Origin of the sequence: Pseudonocardia cypriaca (assembly GCF_006717045.1) — a bacterium.
In the GTDB taxonomy this organism is placed as follows: domain Bacteria; phylum Actinomycetota; class Actinomycetes; order Mycobacteriales; family Pseudonocardiaceae; genus Pseudonocardia; species Pseudonocardia cypriaca.
The window spans coordinates 3,022,184-3,042,433 of record NZ_VFPH01000001.1; the positions used below are offsets into that span (position 1 = coordinate 3,022,184).

Below are 20,250 nucleotides of genomic sequence, written 5' to 3' on the forward strand. Positions count from 1 at the left end.
GCAAGCCGCTTCCTGCAACACCGTCTTCTGGGCTCCACCACCTGGACAGATCGGTGTCCGTCTGATACTTGTGTGTCGACCAATAAGTTTCTGAGAGGTGGCTACGTGTCGCGCACTCCACTCGTCCTCGTCCACGGCAACCCCGAGTCCGCGGCCATCTGGGGGCCGCTCATCGGGGAGCTCGACCGGGCCGACGCGGTCGTCCTGTCCCCGCCCGGGTTCGGCGTACCTGCGCCCCGCGGCTTCGACTCGTCGGCCACGACCTATCGAGACTGGCTGGCGTCTCAGCTCGAGCTGTTCCGCGCTCCGGTCGACCTGGTCGGTCACGACTGGGGCGGAATTCACGTCGCGGCGCTGGCCATGAGCCGTCCGGATCTGATTCGCAGTTGGGCTTCCGATGCCCTCGGCGTGTTCGCGCCCGACTACCTCTGGCACCCGCGGGCACAGGTGTGGCAGCAGGAGGGCCCGGGGGAAGCCTCGGTGCGGGAGATCTGGGGAGGCGACCTGCAGCAGCGACTCGCGGTGACCTCGGCCCTCGGCATGACCGGGCGCATGGCAGAACGGGTCGCGGCAGGCATGGATCCCGAGATGGGCCGCGCCGTCCTCAAGCTGTTGCGGTCGGCACGACAGCCTGCGATGGCCGAAGCGGGACGGCTCCTGCCGAGCGCCGCACAACGTCCGGGGCTCGCTCTCATCGCCGTGGACGACTTCGAGAGAGCCAGCGGGACGTTGGTGCAGCACGAGTGGGCAGCGCGCCAGGCGGGCGCGAGGATGGTGCATCTGGAGGGCGTGGGCCACTGGTGGCCGGAGGAGACGCCCGCGCCGGTTGCCGAGGCTCTGACGAAATTCTGGGCAGAGCTGCCGGATCCGGAGAGGGCGCCTGCGATCGACTCCCGGGGGTAGCGTCTGCGTACCGGCCACGCCCTGGAGGAACGCTCAGCGGCCTCGGCCGGTGCGCTCCTGCAGCTCGTCGATCAGCCGCGAGGCGTCGGCCTTGGTCAGGTCGTCCTTCGGCGGCTCCTCGCCGGCTTGCTGCGCGAGCGTCTGCAGGTAGGACTGCTGCGGGCCGGTCATCGGCTCGTCACCGGTGGTCCAGTCGTCCGGATCCTTCGCCGCGGGCCCGGCGGCGTCGCTGCGGTTGTCACTCATGGTTCGAACATATCTTCGACTCCCTGCCGGCGCACGCCGAAACGCATGGGCACCCCGTTATGACAGAAGTGCCGCCGTCAGCTCGGTAAGCACCAGCCGGGCTGCGGTGGGCCCGGCGTTCAGGTACCACGGGTCGTCGTCGACGAGCACCGCACGCCCGTCCCGGACGGCCGGAAGATCCTTCCACAACGGGTTCGCCATGGTCGCCGACTCCGCGGCTGCGGCCTCGGCGGCGGCGCCCTGCACCGAGTAGAAGATCCGGTCGGCGTCGGCGAGCTGCAGCTCCTCCGGCGACAGGTCCTTCGACGTCGCGTCGAACCGTTGTGCGGGCGGTCGCTGCAGCCCGGCGTCCCACGCGATGAAGCCGGCGAAAGATGCGACGCCGAAGACCCGCGTCCGGTCGGCCGTCACCCGGAGGAACGACACCGTCTCCGGCCCGGCGCTCTCCCCCAGCTTCGCGGCGTCGGCGGCGAAGTCGTCGAGGAACGCCTGGGCGGTGCCCTGCCTCGCGAGGCTGTCGGCGAGCAGCAGGAAGTCCTGCTTCCAGTTGACGCCCGTACCCTCCACGAGGACGGTCGGCGCGATCGCGGACAGCGCCGGGTAGATGTCCTGCGAGGCGGCGGCGTTCGCGAGCACGAGGTCGGGCTGCAGGGCCGCGATCGCCTCCAGGTTCGGGCTCTGGCGTGATCCGACGGGCGCGACGGCGGCGAGCTGGTCGGCGTACTGCGGGAAGGCGTCGCGGACGTAGCGCGGTACGAGGTCCGCGTCGTCACCGGAGGCGGCGCCCACCGGTACCACCCCGAGGGTCAGTGCTGCGTCGGTCTGCCCGGTGGCGATCACGACCACCCGCTGCGGCGGCGCCGTGATCGTGGTGGTGCCACCGAAATGCGTGACCGTCCGCGGGAAGGTGCCGTCCGGCTCGGCGGCGCCCATCCCGTCCGGGATCGACGTGGGACCCGGCGCCTCCGCCGGCGCGGGCGCCGCCGCAGGCGGTTCTCCGACCGCGGGCGAGCTCGCGCACCCGCTCAGGGCGACGAGAGCCGCCACTGCCACCACGGGCACGCGTCCGAACACCGGGACCTCCGAGGAAGGCTTGCCTAAGTCCGGGCGGACGATAGTCAATCAGGAGGTGCCGGCGTCGCGGTTGTGATCGAGGTTTCAGCCCGGGGTCGGCGGCTGATCCACCAGCTGGGCCAGGTAGAGCTGCTCGCCGAGCCGGTCGATGAGCTCGAGGTTGGTCTCGATGTAGTCGATGTGGTGCTCCTCGTCGGCGAGGATGGCCTCGAACAGCTTCGCCGTGGTGATGTCGCCCTTCTCGCGGCACAGGGCGATGCCGGGGCGCAGCCGCTCCACGACCTCGACCTCGATCGCGAGGTCGGACTGCAGCTGCTCACGGACGGTCTGCCCGATCCGCAGCGGGAACAGCCGCTGGTAGTTGGGCAGGCCCTCGAGGAACAGGATGCGGTCGGTGATGAGCTCCGCGTGCCGCATCTCGTCGATCGACTCGCTCTTGGTGTACGCGGCGAGCTTGGTCAGGCCCCAGTTCTGCTGCATCTTGGCGTGCAGGAAGTACTGGTTGATCGCGGTCAGCTCGCTGGTGAGCTGCTCGTTGAGCAGCGCGATGATCTCGTCGTCGCCACGCATGGGTCCTCGCTTGCGTCGTCGGCGGGCAGGGGCACCGCGGACGGTAGTCACGGCCTCGAGGGGCGACGGACCCAGGATCGCCTTTCTGCAGGTCAGGCGAACCTCAGCGGATGCGAGGCGGAGCTATGCCGACTTCGGCAGACCCGCGATCGACGACGGAGCGTGAGCTGCGGCGAGGAAGACGTCGATGCGGTCGAGGCACGACCCGCAGCCGGTGCCCGCGTCGCAGGCGTCGCCGACCTCCTCGACCGTGCGCGCTCCACGCGCGATGCAGGCCCGGATCTCCGAGTCCGGCACTGCGTAGCAGACGCACACGTACACAGGCACTCCTTCGGTCAAGCAAGGCTTACCTATGGTCACATCCGCCCCGGGCTGGACGCAAGAACTACCCTCAGCGAGTGCCGCTCGACGAGTACCGCCGCAAGCGCGACGCGCGGCGCACGCCGGAGCCGATCCCCGCCGACGACCCGGTCGCGCCCGAGGGCTCCGGCCACCGCTTCGTCATCCAGGAGCACCACGCACGCCGGCTGCACTGGGACGTCCGGCTGGAACGCGACGGCGTGCTGGCCTCGTGGGCGGTGCCGAAGGGGCTCCCCACCGACCCGGACACGGTCCGGCTGGCCGTGCGCACCGAGGACCATCCGATCGAGTACCTGGATTTCTCGGGTGAGATCCCGGCCGGCGAGTACGGCGGCGGGGCGATGACCATCTGGGACTCCGGCACGTACGAGACGGAGAAGTGGAACCCGCGCGAGGTGATCGTCCAGCTCAGGGGCGAGCGGGCGGCGGGGCGGTTCGTGTTCATCCGGACCGACCGCGACGGCGGGAAGGACAACTGGCTGCTGCGCCGCTCGGACCGCAACGGTGCGGGCGCACCGCTCCCCCACGACGCGCGCCCGATGCTCGCGACGGCCGGTGAGCTACCGGCCGATGGTGAGTGGTGGCCGCAGATCGGGTTCGGCGGGCGGCGGGTGATCGTGCGGGCCGATGGCGGGCGCATCCGGATCACCGACGCCGAGGGTGACGAGGTCGCCGCGCCCAGCCTGCGCGAGCTGGGGCCGTCCCTGGGTGCCACGCAGGCGTTGCTGGACGCCGAGCTGGTCGGCGGGGCGGAGGGTGCCTACCTCTGGATCGGCGACGTGCTGCACGTCGACGGCCGCGACACGTGCCCGTTGCCGTTCCGGGAGCGGCGGGCGCTGCTGGAACGGCTGCCGCTCGAGGGGCCGCGCTGGCGGCCCGCTCCCGTGTTCCCCGGAGCGGGGCCGGAGGTGCTGGCCGCCGCGAGGCAGCAGAACCTCCCCTACGTCGTGGCGAAGGACCCGGACTCGCCGTACGAGCCGGGCGCCACCAGCGAGCGCTGGGTGCAGGTGGCCACCGGGGTCGGGGCGCCCGAGCCCTCGCCGCGACGGGCGAGGTCGAAGGGGTTCGGGCGGGCGGCGCTCAGCAATCCCGGCAAGGTGCTCTACCCGCTCACCGGCACCACGAAGGCCGACGTGCTGGCGTACTACCTGGCGGTCGCGGACGTGATGCTGCCGCACCTGCGCGACCGCCCCGTCACGCTGGTGCGCTGGCCGGACGGCGTGGAGCGGGGCTCGTTCTTCGAGAAGGACGTCTCCCGCCACGCCCCGAACTGGCTGCGCACGGCGCGCGTCGGCACCCCGGGCGGCCGGTCGGAGAACGCCGACTTCCCGCTGGTCGACGATGCGGAGGGCCTCGCGTGGGCCGCGAACCTCGCCGCACTGGAGCTGCACGTTCCCCAGTGGCGGGTGGGCCCGGGCGGTGCCCAGCAGCTGCCGGACCTGGTGGTGTTCGACCTCGACCCCGGGGAGGGCACCACGGTGGTGGACTGCGCGCGGGTGGCCGAGCGGATCGCCGAGCGCCTCGCCGACGACGGCCTCGTCGCGTACCCGCGCACCAGCGGCGGAAAGGGCATGCAGCTGTACCTGCCGGTCACGGTCTCGGCGGCGGAGCAGACGTCCGAGTTCGCCAAGGCGCTCGCGGAGGAGCTGGCCGGGGAGTCGCCGGGGAAGGTCACGGCGGTGATGGCGAAGGCGCGGCGGCGAGGGAAGGTGTTCGTCGACTGGAGCCAGAACAACCCGTACAAGACCACGATCGCGAGCTACTCGTTGCGCGGGCGAGCACGCCCGACCGTCGCCACCCCGGTGACATGGGACGAGGTGCGGGCCTGCCGCCGTCCCGACGATCTGGTGTTCACCGCGAGCGACCTGCCCGCCCGCATCGCCGAGCACGGCGACCTGCTCGCCCCGCTGTTCACCGAACCGCAACGCCTCCCCCGTCGCGGCTGATCGAGTCGGCCTGGAAGGCTTCGGCCGTGCCCCGGCACCCCTACTTCGACGGTCCCTACCCGCGCGCCTACGCCCACCGCGGCTGGCACATCGACGACCTCGACGGGTGCGAGAACACCCTCGCCGCGTTCCACCGCGCGGTCGCGGAGGGCTTCGGCTACCTCGAGCTGGACGTGCACGCGAGTGCCGACGGGGTGGCGGTGGTCCACCACGACGCCACGCTCGACCGCACCACCGACGGCCACGGGCCGATCAGCGCCCTCCCCGCCGCCACGATCGCCGGGGTGCGGGTACGCGGCCGGGAGCCCGTTCCGTTCCTGGAGCAGGTGCTGACCGAGCTGCCCGACACGCGGCTCACGGTGGAGCTGAAGTCGGGCGCGGTGGTGGAGCCGGTGCTCGACGTGCTCGAGCGCACCGGCAGCTGGCACCGGGTGTGCCTCGGCAGCTACCACGACGGGTGGCTGCGCCGGGCCCGGGAGGCGGCCGGGTCGCGGCTGTGCACGTCGATGGCGCAGGGCGCTGCGTTCGGCCTGCGTACACGGGCGTGGCTGGACGAGCTGCCCGGGCCGCTGCGGCGCCTTCCCGCGCCGCCCTCGCCCGGGGACCTCGCGCAGCTGCCGCGGCACATCGGCCCGCTCACGGTGGTGGACGCCGCCCTGTTGCGGGCAGCGCACTCGACCGGCCGCGAGGTGCACGTGTGGACGGTGGACGCGGCCTCCCACATGACGGCGCTGCTCGACCTCGGCGCCGACGGCCTGATCTCGGACCGGCCCGACGTGCTGCGCGCCGTGCTGCATGCCCGCGGTGTGTGGCAGGCCGCCTGACGCAGGTCCGGGCGCTAGTCTCCCCCGGTGACAGGGCCGACCACCGTCGTCGACCGCGGCCGCGTGCTCGCGTGGGCGCTGTGGGACTGGGGCTCCGCGGCCTACCACGCCGTGATCCTCACGTTCGTCTTCTCGGTCTACCTCACCGACGCCGTCGGGGACGGGAGCCCCGCGGCCAGCGCCGCCCTCGGCTACGCGATCGGCGGAGCCGGCCTCGTCATCGCACTGCTGGCTCCCGTGATCGGGCAGCGGGCGGATGCGGCGGGGCGGCGGAAGCTCTCGACCGGCGTGTGGACCGCCTGCACGATCGCGTCGATGGCGGCTCTGTTCGCCATCCGCGACGACCCCGGCTACCTGTGGCCCGGCCTGGTGCTGCTGGCCGTCGGCTCGGTCGTCGCCGAGCTCGCCCAGGTCTCCTACAACGCCATGCTCGCGCAGGTCTCCACACCGGCGACGATCGGGCGCGTGTCCGGGTTCGGCTGGGCCATGGGCTACGTCGGCGGCATCGTGCTGCTGCTCGTCGTCTACTACGGGTTCGTGGCCGGCGAGGGCGCGACGGCCGGGCTCGTCGGCCTCCCGCGCGACGACGGGTTCAACGTGCGGGCGGTCGCCCTCGTCGCGGCGGCGTGGTTCCTGCTGTTCGCGCTGCCGCTCCTCCTGCTGGTACCGGAGGCGCCGCCCGCCGCCGGCCGCTCGGCCCGCCTCGGCATGGTCGCGGCCTACCGCGCGCTCGGCGCCGATCTCGTCGCGCTCTACCGCGAGGACCGGCACACCGTGTACTTCCTGGGCGCCAGCGCGCTGTTCCGGGACGGGCTCGCCGCGATCTTCACGGTCGGGTCCGTGCTCGCGGTCGGCGTGTACGGCATCGGGGCCGGTGACGTGCTGCTGTTCGGGGTGGCCGCCAACGTCGTCGCGGCGGCGGGAGCGATCGCGGGTGGGCGGCTGGAGGACCGGGTCGGGCCGAAGCCGGTGATCATGGGGTCGCTGCTCGGCATGATCGCGGCGGCCTTGGTGCTGCTCGTGGTGTCCGGACCGCTGATGTTCTGGGTGTTCGGCCTGGCGCTGGTGCTCTTCGTGGGGCCGGCGCAGTCGTCGTCGCGCACCTTCCTCGCCCGGCTGGCCCCGCCGGGCCGCGAAGGCCAGCTCTTCGGCCTCTACGCCACCACGGGCCGTGCGGTGTCGTTCCTGGCTCCGACCCTGTTCGGCCTGTTCGTCTCGCTCTTCGGCACGCAGCGGGCCGGGATCGTGGGCATCGTGTTGGTGCTGGTGGCGGGGCTGCTCGCGCTGTGGCCGGTGCGTCCCCCGATCGTGGTCGCCCGTGCCGGGTAACGCGAGGGCTGCGAGGCTGTGAACAGCACGTCAGCGCTCAGTGACATAAGTCACAGTTGGCTGACAGGTCACAACTGCGTGTGTAGCGGCGCCGCATCGGGGACACTCGTGTACCGGGGCGGCGGACGTCCGGTGTGGTCGCATGAACTGACCACACCCGGTCGGATTCCGCCCCAATGGCGGGAATGGACGGCTGCAGTGCAGACGTTACACCCGGTGGTGACGGCCGAGGGAGGCTCCCTCGGCCCAGGTAGGGAGGATGACGCATGGCCGACCGCGTGCTCCGTGGCAGCCGGCTCGGGGCTGTCAGCTACGAGACGGACCGCAACCACGACCTCGCGCCGCGGCAGTCGATGCGCTACGCGTGCCCGCGCGGCCACGAGTTCGAGGTGCCCTTCGCGGGCGATGCCGAAGCCCCGGCGACCTGGGAGTGCCGTCTGCACGGCAGCATCTCCCGCCTCGTGGACGGCGCCGAGCCCGAGCAGAAGAAGGCGAAGCCCCCGCGCACCCACTGGGACATGCTGCTGGAGCGTCGCTCCGTGGCCGAGCTGGAGGTGCTCCTCAACGAGCGCCTGGAGCTGCTCGCCGAGCGCAGGCGCGAGATCGCCTGACCTCATACGTGAACGAGAGCCGGGTCGCCTTCGGGCGGCCCGGCTCTCGTTCTATGTCTAGGCGTCGAGGACCTGCTGCGCGCGCTTGACGACCGGTGGGAGCGTCGACCACGGGAAGTTGATCCAGCGATCGGTTCGGCGCCACACGTACTCGCACTGCACGCTGCTGTGCGGCTTCTCGTACACCACGGCGCAGCGCACGTCGGCGACGTGACCCGCGCAGAAGTCCCGCACCAGCTTGAGCGTGGCGCCGGTGTCGGCGACGTCGTCGGCCACGAGCACGCGCGCCCCGGACAGGTCCACCACGTTCGGCACCGGCGGCAGCATGATCGGCACCGGGAGCCGCTCGTCCACGCCGGTGTAGAACTCGACGTTCGCCACGTGCAGGTTCTTGACGTCCAGCGCGTAGCCGAGCGCGCCCGCCACGAACAGGCCACCACGCGCGATCGACAGGATGATGTCGGCCTCGTAGCCGTCGGCGGCGATCTGCTCGGCGAGCTCCCGGGAGGCGGCGCCGAACAGCTCCCAGGTGAGCTCCTCGCGGGGCGCGGTCACGTGCGGACCGGGCCGTCGCTCACGGCCTCGTCACCGGCCTCGCGCTCCGTGGCCCGCGCCGGCTCCGTGACGTGGGAAGGCTTCGTGGCCTGCGGTGGCTCCGCGGCCGGGCGGTCGGCGCGCAGCACGGTGGGCGTGCGCTGCACCAGCCGGCCCGCCCCCCAGCAGGCGACCCGCCACAACGCCTCTACGACGATGGACGTGTCCATCTTCGAGGCCCCGCGCTGCCGCTCGGTGAACGTGATCGGCACCTCGCGCACGCGGAACCCCGCGAGCACGGCCCGCCACGCCATGTCGATCTGGAAGCAGTAACCCTGGGACGCGACCTGGTCGAGGTCGAGCTCCTCGAGCACCTGCCGGCGGAACACCCGGAACCCGGCGGTGATGTCCTTGATCGGCACGCCGAGCGCGACCCGCGAGTACAGGTTGCCGGCCCGGGAGATCAGCTGCCGGCGGGCGGGCCAGTTGCGCACGACACCGCCGGGCACGTACCGGGAGCCGAGCACGACGTCCGCGTTGTCAAGGGCCGCGAGCAGCGCGGGGAGGTCCTCCGGCGGGTGCGAGCCGTCGGCGTCCATCTCGACGACGACCTGGTAGTCCCTGCGCAGCGCCTCGGCGAACCCAGCCAGGTAGGCCGCGCCCAGCCCTTGCTTGCCCGCGCGGTGCAGCACCGTGACCCGTGGGTCGGCAGCCGCCATCTCGTCGGCGAGGTCACCGGTGCCGTCGGGGCTCGCGTCGTCGACCACGAGGACGTCCGCCTCGGGTACCGCCGCATGCAGCCTCGCCACGACCGGACCCAGGTTGTCCCGCTCCTGATAGGTGGGGATCACCACCAGGATCCGGCCCCTCGGCTCAGCCATCCTCGTCCCTTCCCGCACGCCTCACCGCGCGACGCCTGTTCACGATCCCGACTCCGATCGCGAGCACCCCCATGGCGACAAGCGCCCATTCGGGTGCAGACCGCCATCGAGTGGCCAGCGTAGTGGTGTCCCGCAACTGGGTCCGATCGACCAGGACATCCGGGGTGAACTGCCGCGTGCTGGCGGTGACCGTGCCGTCCCGGGTGATCGTCGCGCTCACCCCGCTGGTGGTCGCGATGATCACCGGGCGGTCGTGCTCGACGGCGCGGATCCGCGACATCGCGAGCTGCTGGTAGGTCATTTCGGTGAGCCCGAACGTGGCGTTGTTGCTGGGCACGGCGAGCACCTCGGCGCCGGCCGCCACGCTGTCGGCCACGAGGTCGTCGAACGCGACCTCCCAGCAGATCGTGACGCCCACGCGGACGCCCGCCATGTCGACGGCGCCCGTGCCGTTGCCCGGCACGAAGTAGCCGGCGCGGTCGACGTACGGGGAGAACAGGCGGAAGAACTCCCGCCACGGCATGTACTCCCCGAACGGTTGCACCCGGCGCTTGTCGTTGCGCTCCACGACCCCCACCCCACCCTCCCAGACGAGGGCGGAGTTCGAGGTGGTGAGCCCGTCGGGGTTGCGCAGCACCGAGCCCACCAGCACGGGGACGCCGACGGCGCGGGCGGCCCTGTCGATCTGGGCGGCGGCGTCGGGGTTGCGCAGCGGGTCGATGTCGCTGGAGTTCTCGGGCCAGATCACCAGGTCCGGGCGCGGTACCCGGCCTGCGGCGACGTCGGCGGCGAGCTGCTCGGTGGCCTTCACGTGGTTGTCGAGCACGGCGCGGCGCTGGGCGTTGAAGTCGAGACCCAGCCGCGGGACGTTGCCCTGCACCGCGGCGATGTTGACGGTGCGGTCGTCCCCGTTCGGGGTGGCCGGCACCAGCGCTGCGAGCGGTCCCGCCGCCATCGTGAGGACGGCGATGAGTGCCGGGGCCACCATCCGGCGCGGGCTCTGCCGTCGAACGAGCCTGCGCACCAGCTCGCCGAGCGCGAGCCCCGCGAGCACGGCCGCGAACGACAGCAGCGGCTCACCGCCGATCGCGGCGAGTGGCAGCAGCGGCCCGTCCGGCTGGCCGAAGCCCACCCGACCCCACGGCAGCCCGCCGAACGGGATCCGTCCCCTGACCGCCTCGCCTGCGATCCACACCGCGGCGGCCCAGACGGGCGCTGCGGGCAGCCGGGACACGGCGGCGATCCCGGCGCCTGCGAGCCCGATGAACAGCGCTTCGAACACCGACAGCGCGATCCACGGCAGCTGCTGGACCAGCGACGTGACCCATTCGAGGAGCGGGAGCAGGAAACCCAGGCCGAAGAGAAACCCGTAGCCGAATCCGGCGCGCGCCCGGCGCCCGTACAGGACGATGCCCAGCAGCGCGAACGCCGGGAGCACCAGCCACCACAGCGTGCGCGGCGGGAAGCTGAGGTAGAGGAGCGCGCCGCCGCCCACGGCCCCGACCACCCGGGCCGCCACGGCGGGGTTCCACCGCTTGCGCGCCGCATCGGGTGCGGGTGGCCCGGTGCCCGGTTCGGGCGCGACGGGTTCGGCGGTGGGTGCGGCCACGGCGTGAGCCTACGTGTCGGGTGTGTGGAGCCGGTGATCGAGCCGGTCAGGCCGGCACCGGCGCCAGCAGGTGGGCGTTGCCGAGCGCGTCGAGCGGGCCCCGCGCGCCGCTGCGGGTGAACCACTCGTACCCGTACGCGCTGGCGAAGCCGTCGACGGGCACGTCGTCGTCGGCGATCTGGCTGGCATGCGCCACCATCGCGGCCCGCTTGTTCTGCAGGTGTGCCTCGGTGCCGGTGACGGCGAGCCCGATCTCGGCGGTGACCCGCCCGAACGGCACGGCGGCGGCGCGTGCCGCGCCGTGCACCAGGTGCCGGTCCCGTGCTGAGACGTGCAGGTGTTCGCGGTCGACCGTCACCCGGTAGCCGGTGACGCCCAGCATGTCCGCCGCTGTGGCCCCGATCCGGAAGACCGCCCGGTGGTCTGGGTGGCCGTAGATCCCGTGCTCGTCGTCGTGGACGATCGCGGCGGCGCCCTCGTCGTCGGCGATCTCGGCGACGTCCCGGGCCAGCTGCAGCGGGTCCGCCACGGCGAGCGCCCGCTCGTGCCGCGCATCGGCCCACCCGGGCAGGCCCGAGTCCCGCCGGCCCAGCAGGGCCAGCCGGGACACCCCGAGCAGCTCCGCGGCGCGCTCCAGCTCCGCCAGCCTGCGCTCGGGGATCGTCTCGCCCGCCCGCAGCGGCACGCGGGAGCCGCCCAGCTCGCCCGCCGTCGCGACGACGAGGACGGTGCGCGCGCCCGCATCGGCCAGGCGGCGCAGCGTGATCCCGGTGAAGATCGCCTCGTCGTCCGGGTGGGCGTGCAGGACGAGGACGGTGTGCCCGCGCAGATCGGGGGTGCTGATCATCAGTGGGTTCGCAGACGTGCGGGGCCGCGGAAGCGGCCGGACGGACGGGGCCGGGGGTCAGCTGCGACAGCAGCGACAGCACCCCGGACAGCACAGGGTCACGCCCGCGCAGTACGTCCGGTCCGCCACGGCGCGAGATTCTGCCAGACCTCGCCCGCACCCCACCATCGGGTCGCCCCGGGATGGGACGCAGGACACGGCGCCGGCTATCCCGCCTCCGCGCGACGGGTCCGGGCTCGAGGACGGGGCAGGCGGTATCCCCACGCCCACCACAGCCCTGCTCCGGTACCGGCCACGACGAAGGCGCACCCCGGTAGCCCCAGCACCAGCAACACCACGACGAGCACGGCCAGCAGCCCGAGGACGGTGCGCTGGCACCTCCTGCGCGTCCTGGTGCGGCCACTGCTCAGGAGAGCGGCGAGATCCGGGTCAGCGGCCGACATCCGCCGCTCGATCTCGCGCAACGCCTCGCGTTCGTCCTTGTCCAGCATCTCGACCTCCGAAGCCCTTGTCCCAAGGCATACGGCGCGCACCGCCCGACGGTTCAGGTGGCGGCAGCAGGGTGGTGAGGGTCGCCATCACCCACCGCCGAGGAGCGTGCGGACCTCAGGATCACGCGGCCCGGTCTGCGCTCCCACACCCCGTGTCGGCCGCCGCGCCCCGCCGACGGGCAGCGTGGGGGCGAGAACGGGTCGTGACCTGCGGAGATCACCCCGAGCAGCACACCACGGTGCCGCCCGCGACCGGGAAGTGCTGCTGGCGCCGGTCAGGCCCGGTGGAGTAGCTCATGATCGGCCGCTGGACGCGTTTCCCGACGCAGGGCGTCGGTTTTCGCGCCGAAGCGCTGATCATGCCGTGAGACCGGCCTTCGGTGGCGCCGCGCGCCGAAGGGGCAGGCCCGTGGGCCTGCTCGCGAAGCGGGCCTTCAGGGGTCGCAGAGGCTCGCGGAGCGCCCTTGAGGCGTGAGGGGCGGCCCCGCACGATGCGCGGCGCCACTGAAGGCCCGCGAGGGGCGCCACCGAAGGCCCGGCGAAGGGGCGTGCCATCCGGTGCAGGTGATCAGTGGACCGTTGGCCGGCTGCTCAGCGCGTCGTGCAGCACCGTTCCGCGGTGCACGGTGCGCAGGCACCGCGGGTTCGCCGCGCTCCCGTCCAGGGTGCCCGTGCCGTCCCAGATCGCATAGCTGGCGGGTGCGCCGGGCCGCAGGCGTCCGGCCAGCGGGGACCGGTCCCCCGCCGCGCGGTACCCGCCCACGGTGTGTGCCGCGAGGGCCTGGGCGGGGGTGAGCCCGGAGGCGGGAGTGCGGTGCTCCACGGCGGCCCGCACCGCCGCCCACGGGTCGACCGGGGTGACCGGGGCGTCCGACCCGAGGGCGAGGACGACGCCCGCCTGCGCCAGGTCGGCGAACGGGTTCATCCCCTGCGCCCTGGCCCGGCCGAGGCGCATGGCGTACATGCCCTCCGGGCCGCCCCAGTAGGCGTCGAAGAGCGGCTGCACGCTCGCGACCACGCCGAGCTCGGCCAGCCGGCGCGCCTGCGCGGGGTCGACCATCTCCAGGTGCTCCACCCGGTGGCCCGCGGCGCGCACGGCGGCGGGTGAGGTCGCGGCGGCGGCCGCGTCGAGCCCGGCGAGCAGCGCGTCCGCGGCCGCGTCGCCGATCACGTGGAAACCGGCCTGCGTCCCGGCCACGGTGCAGGCCGCGACGTGCGCGCCGATCTCGGCGGCGTCGAGGTAGCGGTTGCCGGTGCAGCCGGCGGCGTCGGAGTAGGGCTCCCGCAGCGCCGCCGTGTGCGAGCCGAGCGATCCGTCGACGAACAGGTCGCCCGCGAGCCCGCGGGCGCCGGTCGCCGCGACCAGTTCCCCGGCCTCCTCTGCGGTGCGCACCGCCTCGCCCCAGTAGCCGACGACCTCCGGCCCGGGACGGGCCCGCAGGGCGGCCAGGTCGGCGACGGACGAGATGTCCGGGCCGGCGCACTCGTGCACGACCGCCACGCCGCGGGCGGCGGCGTCGGCGAGGAACGCGGCCTGCGCGGCGTCACGGGTGGTGGAGTCGACGGCTGCGAGCGCGGCTCGGCGGGCCCGGTGGTGGGCGTCCCCGGTCAGCGCTGTGCGCGACCACCCGGCGGCGTCCGTAACGCCGGGGGCGCGGTCGAGCAGGGCGGAGGAGACGAGGGCCGAGTGGACGTCGATCCGGCTCAGGTAGACGGGGGCGCCATCAGCGGCCCGGTCGAGCTCCGAACGCGGCGGGAGCTCGTCGGGCCAGGTCTGGTCCTGCCAGCCGTGGCCCCACACGAGCGCGCCCGGCCGTGCCGCGACGCGGGCCGCCACCGCGTCGAGCAGCGCCCGCGCCGAGCCGCAGCCGGTGAGATCGAGGCCGTCGGCCAGCAGGCCGGCTGCGGTGGCGTGCACGTGGGCGTCGACGAACGCCGGGGTGACGACGGCGCCCGGGAGCTCCAGCACGGCCGAGCCGGGCAGGCGTTCCCGCGCGGCGGCCGCGTCGCCCACCCAGCTGATCCGCTCACCCTCGATCTCGACGGCTCCTGCCGCCGACGCCGGGTCGAAGAGCCGGACGCCGAGCAGCAGGGTGCGGGTCACCCGAGATATCTACCGGATCAGTAGTCGCGCTTGGGCATGAGGATCCACAGCACGATGTAGACCACGAACTGCGGGCCGGGCAGCAGGCAGGAGATCACGAACAGCAGCCGGACCACGAACGGGCTCATCCCGAACCGGTCCGCCAGGCCCGCGCACACGCCGGCGATGACCTTGCCGTGTCGCGGGCGGGTCAGGGTCGATGCCACCTTGGGCTCCTTCCAGATCGCGGCGTGTTTCGCCGCTGGTACCCAGTGTCGGCGTCGTGACCGGCGCTGGACTCGGGAAACGCCCGGAGGCACCCCTGAGGTTCCCCTGGCGGTACCCCCAGAAGCGTCACCGCACTCGCAGTCCGTGACCGCGGGCTGCGCCGCGGGGGCGGTGATCGCTGGTGTCGGTGAATGCCCTGGTCAGGCCGCTGCGCATGCGCATAGCGTCCCTCCCGTGACGCGATCACGCTCCCTGGCCCTGCTCGTCGCTGCGAGCGGCGCCGTGGCGCTCACCGTGTTCGGTACGCCTGCCGTGGCCGTGGCCCAGACGCCTGCAGCCGTGGTCGTGCTCGGCGACAGCGCCGCCGCCGGGGACGGCGCGGACGACTACGAGCCGGGCACGCGCGGGGAGAACGGCAACTGGTGCCACCGCTCCAAGCACGCCTACGTCCACCGCACCGGCCTCGCCCCCGAGTCGGTGAACCTGGCGTGTTCGGGGGCGAGGGCGGCGGACGTCGCGTTCGGCAGCGGCACCCACTACACCGAGGCGTCCCAGGCCGAGCGGCTCGTCGAGGTCGCGGGCCGCCACCGGGTCAGCACGGTGATCGTGCAGATCGGTGCGAACGACGACGCGGCGCTGTTCGACACCGGCGTCGCCTGCATCCGCGCGTTCGTCGATCCGCGCGAGCCTCCGTGCCGGGAGACGCTCGACCCGCTCGTGCCGGAGCGCATGGCCGCCACGGCCACCAAGGTGGAGGCGGCGGTGCGGGACGTGCGAGCCGCCATGCGGCGGGCCGGGTACGGGGGCCGCGACTACACGCTCGTGCTCGCCTCCTACGCGTCCCCGGTCACCGAGCACATGATCCCGCTGCAGGCGCTCGCAGGCTGCCCGTACAGCCGGCCGGACGCCGCCTGGGGACGCACCACGCTGTTCCCGGCGCTGTCGGCGGCGCTGCAGGGCGTCGCCGAGCGCACCGGCGCGCGGTTCCTCGACCTGGCGCGGGCCACCGAGGGCTTCGAGGCGTGCACGAAGCCGCTGAAGGACCAGGAGTGGCAGCGGCGCATCACCGTCGACCCGGAGGCGCTCGTGCACGGCGGGCTGGACGCCATCGGCTTCCACCTCGCCCAGGAGTCGTTCCACCCCACGGCGGCCGCGCACGCCGAGATCGGCCGCTGCATGGGTCAGTTCGTGCGCTCCGGGTCGAGCGCCTCGGCGTGCGTGGCGGGTGCCGACGGTCGGGCCCACCTGGAAGCGCCACCGGCGGCGGCGCCGGCGGCGTGAGCGCGCCCCACGCTCACGATCTCCGGCTCAGAGCACCACGAGGTCGTGCGGACGGTTGTTGAGCCGCTCGTAGCCGTCCTCGGTGACCACCACGATGTCCTCGATGCGCGCGCCCCACTCGCCGTCGAAGTACACGCCAGGCTCCACGCTGAAGGCCATTCCAGGCTCGAGCGCGAGCGCGTTGCCCGCCACGATGTAGGGCTCCTCGTGCACCTCGAGGCCGATGCCGTGGCCGGTGCGGTGCACGAACCGCTCGCCCAGGCCGGCGTCGCTGATCGGCTCGCGCGCGGCGGCGTCCACCTGCTCGGCCGTGACGCCCGGGCGGACCGCCCGCACCGCCCGGTCCTGGGCGTCCTGCAGCACGGCGTAGGCCTCCCGCACAGCGGCGGGCGGCTCGCCGCCGACGGCGTAGGTGCGGGTGGAGTCGGAGTTGTAGCCGCTGATCAGCGGGCCGCCGATGTCGATGACGACCACGTCACCGCTCTCGATCACCCGGTCGGACACGTCGTGGTGGGGGCTGGATCCGTTCGGCCCGGACCCCACGATCACGAACGCGGCCTCGGTGTGGCCCTCGGCGACGATCGCCTCGGCGATGTCCGCGGCGACCTGCGCCTCGCTGCGCCCCGGCTTGAGGAACTCGGCCATGCGGGCGTGGACGCGGTCGATCGCCGCGCCCGCCGCGCGCAGCTCGGCCACCTCGGCGGCGTCCTTGCGCATCCGCAGCTCACGCAGCACCGGTCCGGCGAGCACCTGCTCCACGTCCGGGAACGCGGCACGCAGCGGCAGGACGTGCGCTGCGGGCATCGCGTCGGCGAGCCCCACGCGGCCGGGGCCGCCGCCCAGATCGCTGACGAGCAGGTGTGCGTCCTCCCCGTCGCGCCAGGTGACGACCTCGATCCCCAGCTCGTCGAGCGGGAGCGCGGCGAACCCCGGCGCCTCCAGCCGCGGCACCACCAGGGCAGGCGGGGCGCGGTGCCCCGCCGCGGGGAGCACGAGGCAGGTGAGGCGCTCGTGGGACTCGCCGGACACGCCGAGCAGGTACCGCAGGTCCGGGCCGGGGGTGACGAGCAGCAGGTCGGTGCCCTGCTCGGCGGCGACCTCGCCGGCACGGCGGATGCGGTCGGCGAGCAGCGCAGTCGGAACGGCCGGTGTCATGCAGGGGAGGGTATTCCGGCAAGCTGTGCCGCGTGACCCCGCCTGCACCGCCTGCGCAGTCGCTGATGCTGCTCGACGCCGCCAGCTTGTACTTCCGCGCCTTCTACGGGGTGCCGGAGTCCATCACGGGTCCGGACGGCACCCCGGTGAACGCGATCCGCGGGTTCACCGACATGGTCGCGCGGCTGATCACCGACCGCCGCCCCACCCGTCTGGTCGCGTGCCTCGACCTCGACTGGCGCCCGGCGTTCCGGGTGGAGGCGCTGCCCTCGTACAAGGCGCACCGCGTGCCCGGCGAGCCGGACGTCGCACCGGCCGGGCTGCCGGAGATCGTGCCCGACACGCTCGAACCGCAGGTCCCGGTCCTGCTCGAGGTGCTCGCCGCGGCCGGGATCGCCACCGCGGGCGCCGAGGGCCACGAGGCCGACGACGTGATCGGCACCCTCGCCGCCGCCGAGCGCGCGGACCCCGTGATCGCGGTGAGCGGCGACCGGGACCTCATGCAGATCGTGCGTGACGAGCCCGTGCCGGTGCGGCTGCTGTACGTCGGACGCGGGCTGGCGAAGGCAGAGCACCTCGGGCCGGTCGAGGTCGCCGCGAAGTACGGGGTGCCGGTGGAGCGCGCCGGGGAGGCCTACGCCGAGATGGCGATGCTGCGCGGTGACCCCTCCGACGGGCTCCCGGGCGTGCCCGGGATCGGCGCCAAGACCGCGGCCACCCTCGTGGGCCGCTTCGGCTCGTGGGCCGAGCTGCGGGCCGCCGTGATCGACAAGGCCGACACCCGGCTCAGCCCGCCGGTCCGCACCAAGCTGGCCGCGGCCGCGCCGTACCTCGCCGTCGTCGAGCCGGTGGTGCGGGTGGCCCTCGACGCTCCTGTGGAGCTGGACCGGCCCGACACGCTGCCCGGTGAGCCGGTCGACCTGGAGCGGCTGGCTGCGCTCGGCGAACGCTGGGGCGTCGGGAGCTCCATCGAACGGCTCTGCACGGCGATGCTGAAGAACGCCCGCTGAGGGCTCGGGGCGGGAGGTCAGCGAGGTGGCCTCACTGCCCTGCCACGTCCGTATGGCCACCTTGCTGACGTTCGGGCGGGGTGGCGGCCCGGGTGTAGCGGGCGCCCAGGTCTGCCAGCGCGGCGCGTAGCTCCGGCGGGTCCAGCACGTCGAAGTCGACGTCGAGCATGCCGAGGTAGAGCGCGAGCATCGGCAGGGTGTCCGCACCCGTGGTGAACAGGCAGTGCTCGTCGTCGATGGGCTCGCACGTGCCGATCGCCGGCGTCAACCGGTCCTGCACGGCGGCGATCGGCGCGTGCAGGCGCACCCGGGCGTGGTGGCGCCACAGGGCCTGGGCGGTGCGGCGGGAGACGTATCCGCCGATGTCGGGGTCCGGTGGGTCCCGCGGCACGAACCGCGGGCCCGTCGGGATCTTCGGCGTGATCCGGTCCACCCGGAACGTGCGCCAGTCGTCGCGCGTGACGTCCCACGCCACGAGGTACCAGCGCCTGCCGGTGTGCACGAGCCGGTGCGGTTCGGTGTCCCGGCGGGTCGCGGCCCCTTCGTGGTCGGCGTAGTCGAACCGGAGCCGTTCGTGCGCGCGGATCGCGCCCGCGATCGCGGTGAGGACGCCTGCGTCCACGGCCGGGCCGGTGCCGGGTAGCGCCACCACCGCGCCGGCGAGCGCCGCCACCCGGTGCCGCAGCCGGGACGGGAGCACCTGCTCCAGCTTCGCCAGTGCCCGCACCGAGGTCTCCTCGATGCCTGCGACCGTGCCGCCCGCGGCGGAGCGCAGCCCGACCGCGACGGCGACCGCCTCGTCGTCGTCGAGCAGCAGCGGTGGCAGGGCCGCACCGGACCCGAGCCGGTAGCCGCCCGCCACCCCCGTCGTGGAGTGCACCGGATAACCGAGCGCCCGCAGCTTCTCGACGTCGTTGCGCACGGTGCGGGCGCTCACCTCGAGTCGCGCGGCCAGCTGCGGGCCGGACCAGTCGCGCTGGGTCTGCAGGAGCCCGAGCAGCCGGAGCAGCCGGGCGGAGGTCGGCAACATCTCTTCAGTATCCGGGCAAATGAGGAAAGGAACGTGCCGCAAGCCTTCCTAGTGTTCACCCCATGACCGAGATCAAGCCCTTCCGCGTCGACATCCCGCAGGCCGACCTCGACGACCTGCACGACCGGCTCGCCCGCACCCGCTGGCCCCACGAGATCGCCGGTGTCGGCCCGGAGCGCGGGATCCAACTCGACCAGGTGCGCAAGCTCGCGGCCTACTGGCGCGACGGGTTCGACTGGCGTGCCCAGGAGGCGCAGCTCAACGAGATCCCGCAGTTCACCACCGAGATCGACGGCCAGCGCATCCACTTCCTGCACGTCCGCTCCCCCGAACCCGACGCGCGCCCGCTCGTCCTCACCCACGGGTGGCCCAGCTCGCCGGTCGAGTTCCTCCGGGTCATCGGCCCGCTCACCGACCCGCGCGCCCACGGCGGCGACCCGGCGCAGGCCTTCCACGTGGTGATCCCGTCGCTGCCCGGGTACGGCTTCTCCACGCCGATGCGTGAGACCGGGTGGGGCAACCTGTTCCGCGTGGCCCAGGCCTGGTCGGAGCTCATGACCAGGCTCGGGTACGAGCGCTACGCCGTGCACGGCACCGACGCCGGGTCCGGCCTCGCCCTCCTGCTGGGCATGATCGACCCGGCGCGGGTCATCGGCATCCACGTGAGCGGCACCGCCGCCGCCTTCCCCTTCGGGCCACCGATCGAGCTGGACGGCCTCGACGGCGCCGACCGCGCCCGCGCGGAGCAGTTCAACCACATCCAGCAGGACGGCCTCGGCTACCTGCACATCCAGGCCACCCGCCCGCAGACGATCGGCTACGGCCTGCACGACTCCCCGGTGGCACAGCTGGCGTGGATCGCCGAGAAGTTCCGCGACTGGACCGACCCCGCTCACGACCTCCCCGAGGACGCGGTCGACCTCGACCAGCTGATGACGACCATCAGCATCTTCTGGTTCACCGGCGCCGGCGCGTCCGCCGCCCACGCCGTCTACGAGGGCATGCAGGCCTACCGCGCGATCGCCGGCCAGCAGACGGGTGGCGGCCAGGACTGGCCGGCGGGCCCGCCGACCGGCTACGCGGTCTTCGCGGGCGACACCACGATCCGGAGCCTGGTCGACCCTGCGGGAACGGTGGCGCACTGGTCGGAGTTCGACCGCGGCGGCCACTTCCCGGCCATGGAGGTGCCGGACCTGCTCGCAGGCGACATCAGGACCTTCTTCGCGAAGCTCGCCTGA

The 20,250-nt window shown here is 73.4% G+C and carries 21 protein-coding genes; 8 read left to right on the forward strand and 13 right to left on the reverse strand.

All coding sequences use genetic code 11. The annotated features are described in order from the left end of the window. Window positions 1-105 precede the first annotated feature (105 nt). Window positions 106-903 (forward strand): alpha/beta fold hydrolase, encoded by a 798-nt coding sequence (locus tag FB388_RS14370; protein WP_142101167.1) that lies wholly within the window; start codon window positions 106-108, stop codon window positions 901-903. Between the two features lie 33 nt (window positions 904-936). Here the strand turns inward: FB388_RS14370 and FB388_RS14375 are convergent, their stop codons facing one another. From FB388_RS14375 to FB388_RS14390, 4 genes are all read right to left on the reverse strand, one after another. Further along, entirely contained in the window at window positions 937-1,149 is a 213-nt protein-coding gene (locus tag FB388_RS14375; protein ID WP_142101169.1) for a DUF3072 domain-containing protein, read from the reverse strand. A gap of 57 nt (window positions 1,150-1,206) precedes the next feature. Next, window positions 1,207-2,223, reverse strand: coding sequence for an ABC transporter substrate-binding protein (locus tag FB388_RS14380; RefSeq protein ID WP_211361915.1), 1,017 nt, complete (start codon window positions 2,221-2,223; stop codon window positions 1,207-1,209). 84 nt (window positions 2,224-2,307) lie between these two features. Next, window positions 2,308-2,793, reverse strand: a complete 486-nt coding sequence (bfr, locus tag FB388_RS14385) for a bacterioferritin (RefSeq protein WP_142101173.1) — start codon at window positions 2,791-2,793, stop codon at window positions 2,308-2,310. 123 nt (window positions 2,794-2,916) lie between these two features. Then, entirely contained in the window at window positions 2,917-3,114 is a 198-nt protein-coding gene (locus FB388_RS14390) for a (2Fe-2S)-binding protein (RefSeq protein ID WP_142101175.1), read from the reverse strand. Between the two features lie 77 nt (window positions 3,115-3,191). Between FB388_RS14390 and ligD the strand changes: the two genes are divergently transcribed. The 4 genes from ligD (at window position 3,192) to FB388_RS14410 (ending at window position 7,863) form a co-directional block, all read left to right on the forward strand. Further along, window positions 3,192-5,099 carry a non-homologous end-joining DNA ligase gene (ligD, locus tag FB388_RS41070; RefSeq protein WP_211361916.1) on the forward strand — a complete coding sequence of 636 codons (1,908 nt, stop codon included), beginning with the start codon at window positions 3,192-3,194 and terminating at the stop codon, window positions 5,097-5,099. A 26-nt stretch (window positions 5,100-5,125) separates the two neighbouring features. Then, complete coding sequence (locus FB388_RS14400; RefSeq protein ID WP_142101178.1) at window positions 5,126-5,923, forward strand: glycerophosphodiester phosphodiesterase family protein; 798 nt, start codon at window positions 5,126-5,128, stop codon at window positions 5,921-5,923. A gap of 27 nt (window positions 5,924-5,950) precedes the next feature. After that, window positions 5,951-7,252 carry an MFS transporter gene (locus FB388_RS14405; protein WP_246121922.1) on the forward strand — a complete coding sequence of 434 codons (1,302 nt, stop codon included), beginning with the start codon at window positions 5,951-5,953 and terminating at the stop codon, window positions 7,250-7,252. Between the two features lie 266 nt (window positions 7,253-7,518). Then, complete coding sequence (locus tag FB388_RS14410) at window positions 7,519-7,863, forward strand: RNA polymerase-binding protein RbpA (RefSeq protein WP_142101180.1); 345 nt, start codon at window positions 7,519-7,521, stop codon at window positions 7,861-7,863. A gap of 57 nt (window positions 7,864-7,920) precedes the next feature. Here the strand turns inward: FB388_RS14410 and FB388_RS14415 are convergent, their stop codons facing one another. From FB388_RS14415 to FB388_RS14445, 7 genes are all read right to left on the reverse strand, one after another. Continuing rightward, on the reverse strand, window positions 7,921-8,418 hold the full coding sequence (locus tag FB388_RS14415) for a phosphoribosyltransferase (RefSeq protein ID WP_142101183.1): 498 nt from the start codon (window positions 8,416-8,418) through the stop codon (window positions 7,921-7,923). Beyond that, window positions 8,415-9,278 (reverse strand): polyprenol monophosphomannose synthase, encoded by an 864-nt coding sequence (locus FB388_RS14420; protein WP_142101185.1) that lies wholly within the window; start codon window positions 9,276-9,278, stop codon window positions 8,415-8,417. The genes FB388_RS14415 and FB388_RS14420 overlap by 4 nt, the downstream gene beginning before the upstream one ends. Beyond that, complete coding sequence (gene lnt / locus FB388_RS14425) at window positions 9,271-10,887, reverse strand: apolipoprotein N-acyltransferase (protein ID WP_142101187.1); 1,617 nt, start codon at window positions 10,885-10,887, stop codon at window positions 9,271-9,273. The genes FB388_RS14420 and lnt overlap by 8 nt, the downstream gene beginning before the upstream one ends. A 46-nt stretch (window positions 10,888-10,933) precedes the next feature. Beyond that, the gene (locus tag FB388_RS14430) at window positions 10,934-11,734 is read right to left on the reverse strand and encodes a PIG-L deacetylase family protein (RefSeq protein ID WP_142101189.1); all 801 of its coding nucleotides are present in this window, start codon (window positions 11,732-11,734) and stop codon (window positions 10,934-10,936) included. Between the two features lie 206 nt (window positions 11,735-11,940). Further along, window positions 11,941-12,225, reverse strand: coding sequence for a DUF3040 domain-containing protein (locus FB388_RS14435; protein ID WP_142101191.1), 285 nt, complete (start codon window positions 12,223-12,225; stop codon window positions 11,941-11,943). Window positions 12,226-12,793: 568 nt separating this feature from the next. After that, window positions 12,794-14,338 (reverse strand): amidohydrolase, encoded by a 1,545-nt coding sequence (locus FB388_RS14440; RefSeq protein ID WP_170225697.1) that lies wholly within the window; start codon window positions 14,336-14,338, stop codon window positions 12,794-12,796. 8 nt (window positions 14,339-14,346) lie between these two features. Continuing rightward, window positions 14,347-14,535: a PspC domain-containing protein gene (locus tag FB388_RS14445; protein WP_142101195.1), complete on the reverse strand. Its 189-nt coding sequence runs from the start codon at window positions 14,533-14,535 to the stop codon at window positions 14,347-14,349. 235 nt (window positions 14,536-14,770) lie between these two features. Between FB388_RS14445 and FB388_RS14450 the strand changes: the two genes are divergently transcribed. Continuing rightward, a complete protein-coding gene (locus tag FB388_RS14450) occupies window positions 14,771-15,817 on the forward strand; it encodes a GDSL-type esterase/lipase family protein (protein WP_246121924.1) in 1,047 nt (348 codons plus the stop codon). A gap of 27 nt (window positions 15,818-15,844) precedes the next feature. Here FB388_RS14450 and FB388_RS14455 read toward each other — a convergent pair whose 3' ends face one another. Next, complete coding sequence (locus tag FB388_RS14455; RefSeq protein ID WP_142101199.1) at window positions 15,845-16,972, reverse strand: M24 family metallopeptidase; 1,128 nt, start codon at window positions 16,970-16,972, stop codon at window positions 15,845-15,847. Between the two features lie 65 nt (window positions 16,973-17,037). On the opposite strand from FB388_RS14455, the gene FB388_RS14460 reads away from it, so the two are divergent. Beyond that, window positions 17,038-17,982: a 5'-3' exonuclease gene (locus FB388_RS14460; RefSeq protein ID WP_142103103.1), complete on the forward strand. Its 945-nt coding sequence runs from the start codon at window positions 17,038-17,040 to the stop codon at window positions 17,980-17,982. Between the two features lie 31 nt (window positions 17,983-18,013). Here FB388_RS14460 and FB388_RS14465 read toward each other — a convergent pair whose 3' ends face one another. Further along, the gene (locus tag FB388_RS14465) at window positions 18,014-19,012 is read right to left on the reverse strand and encodes a helix-turn-helix transcriptional regulator (protein ID WP_142101201.1); all 999 of its coding nucleotides are present in this window, start codon (window positions 19,010-19,012) and stop codon (window positions 18,014-18,016) included. A gap of 62 nt (window positions 19,013-19,074) precedes the next feature. On the opposite strand from FB388_RS14465, the gene FB388_RS14470 reads away from it, so the two are divergent. Further along, window positions 19,075-20,250 (forward strand): epoxide hydrolase family protein, encoded by a 1,176-nt coding sequence (locus FB388_RS14470; protein ID WP_142101204.1) that lies wholly within the window; start codon window positions 19,075-19,077, stop codon window positions 20,248-20,250.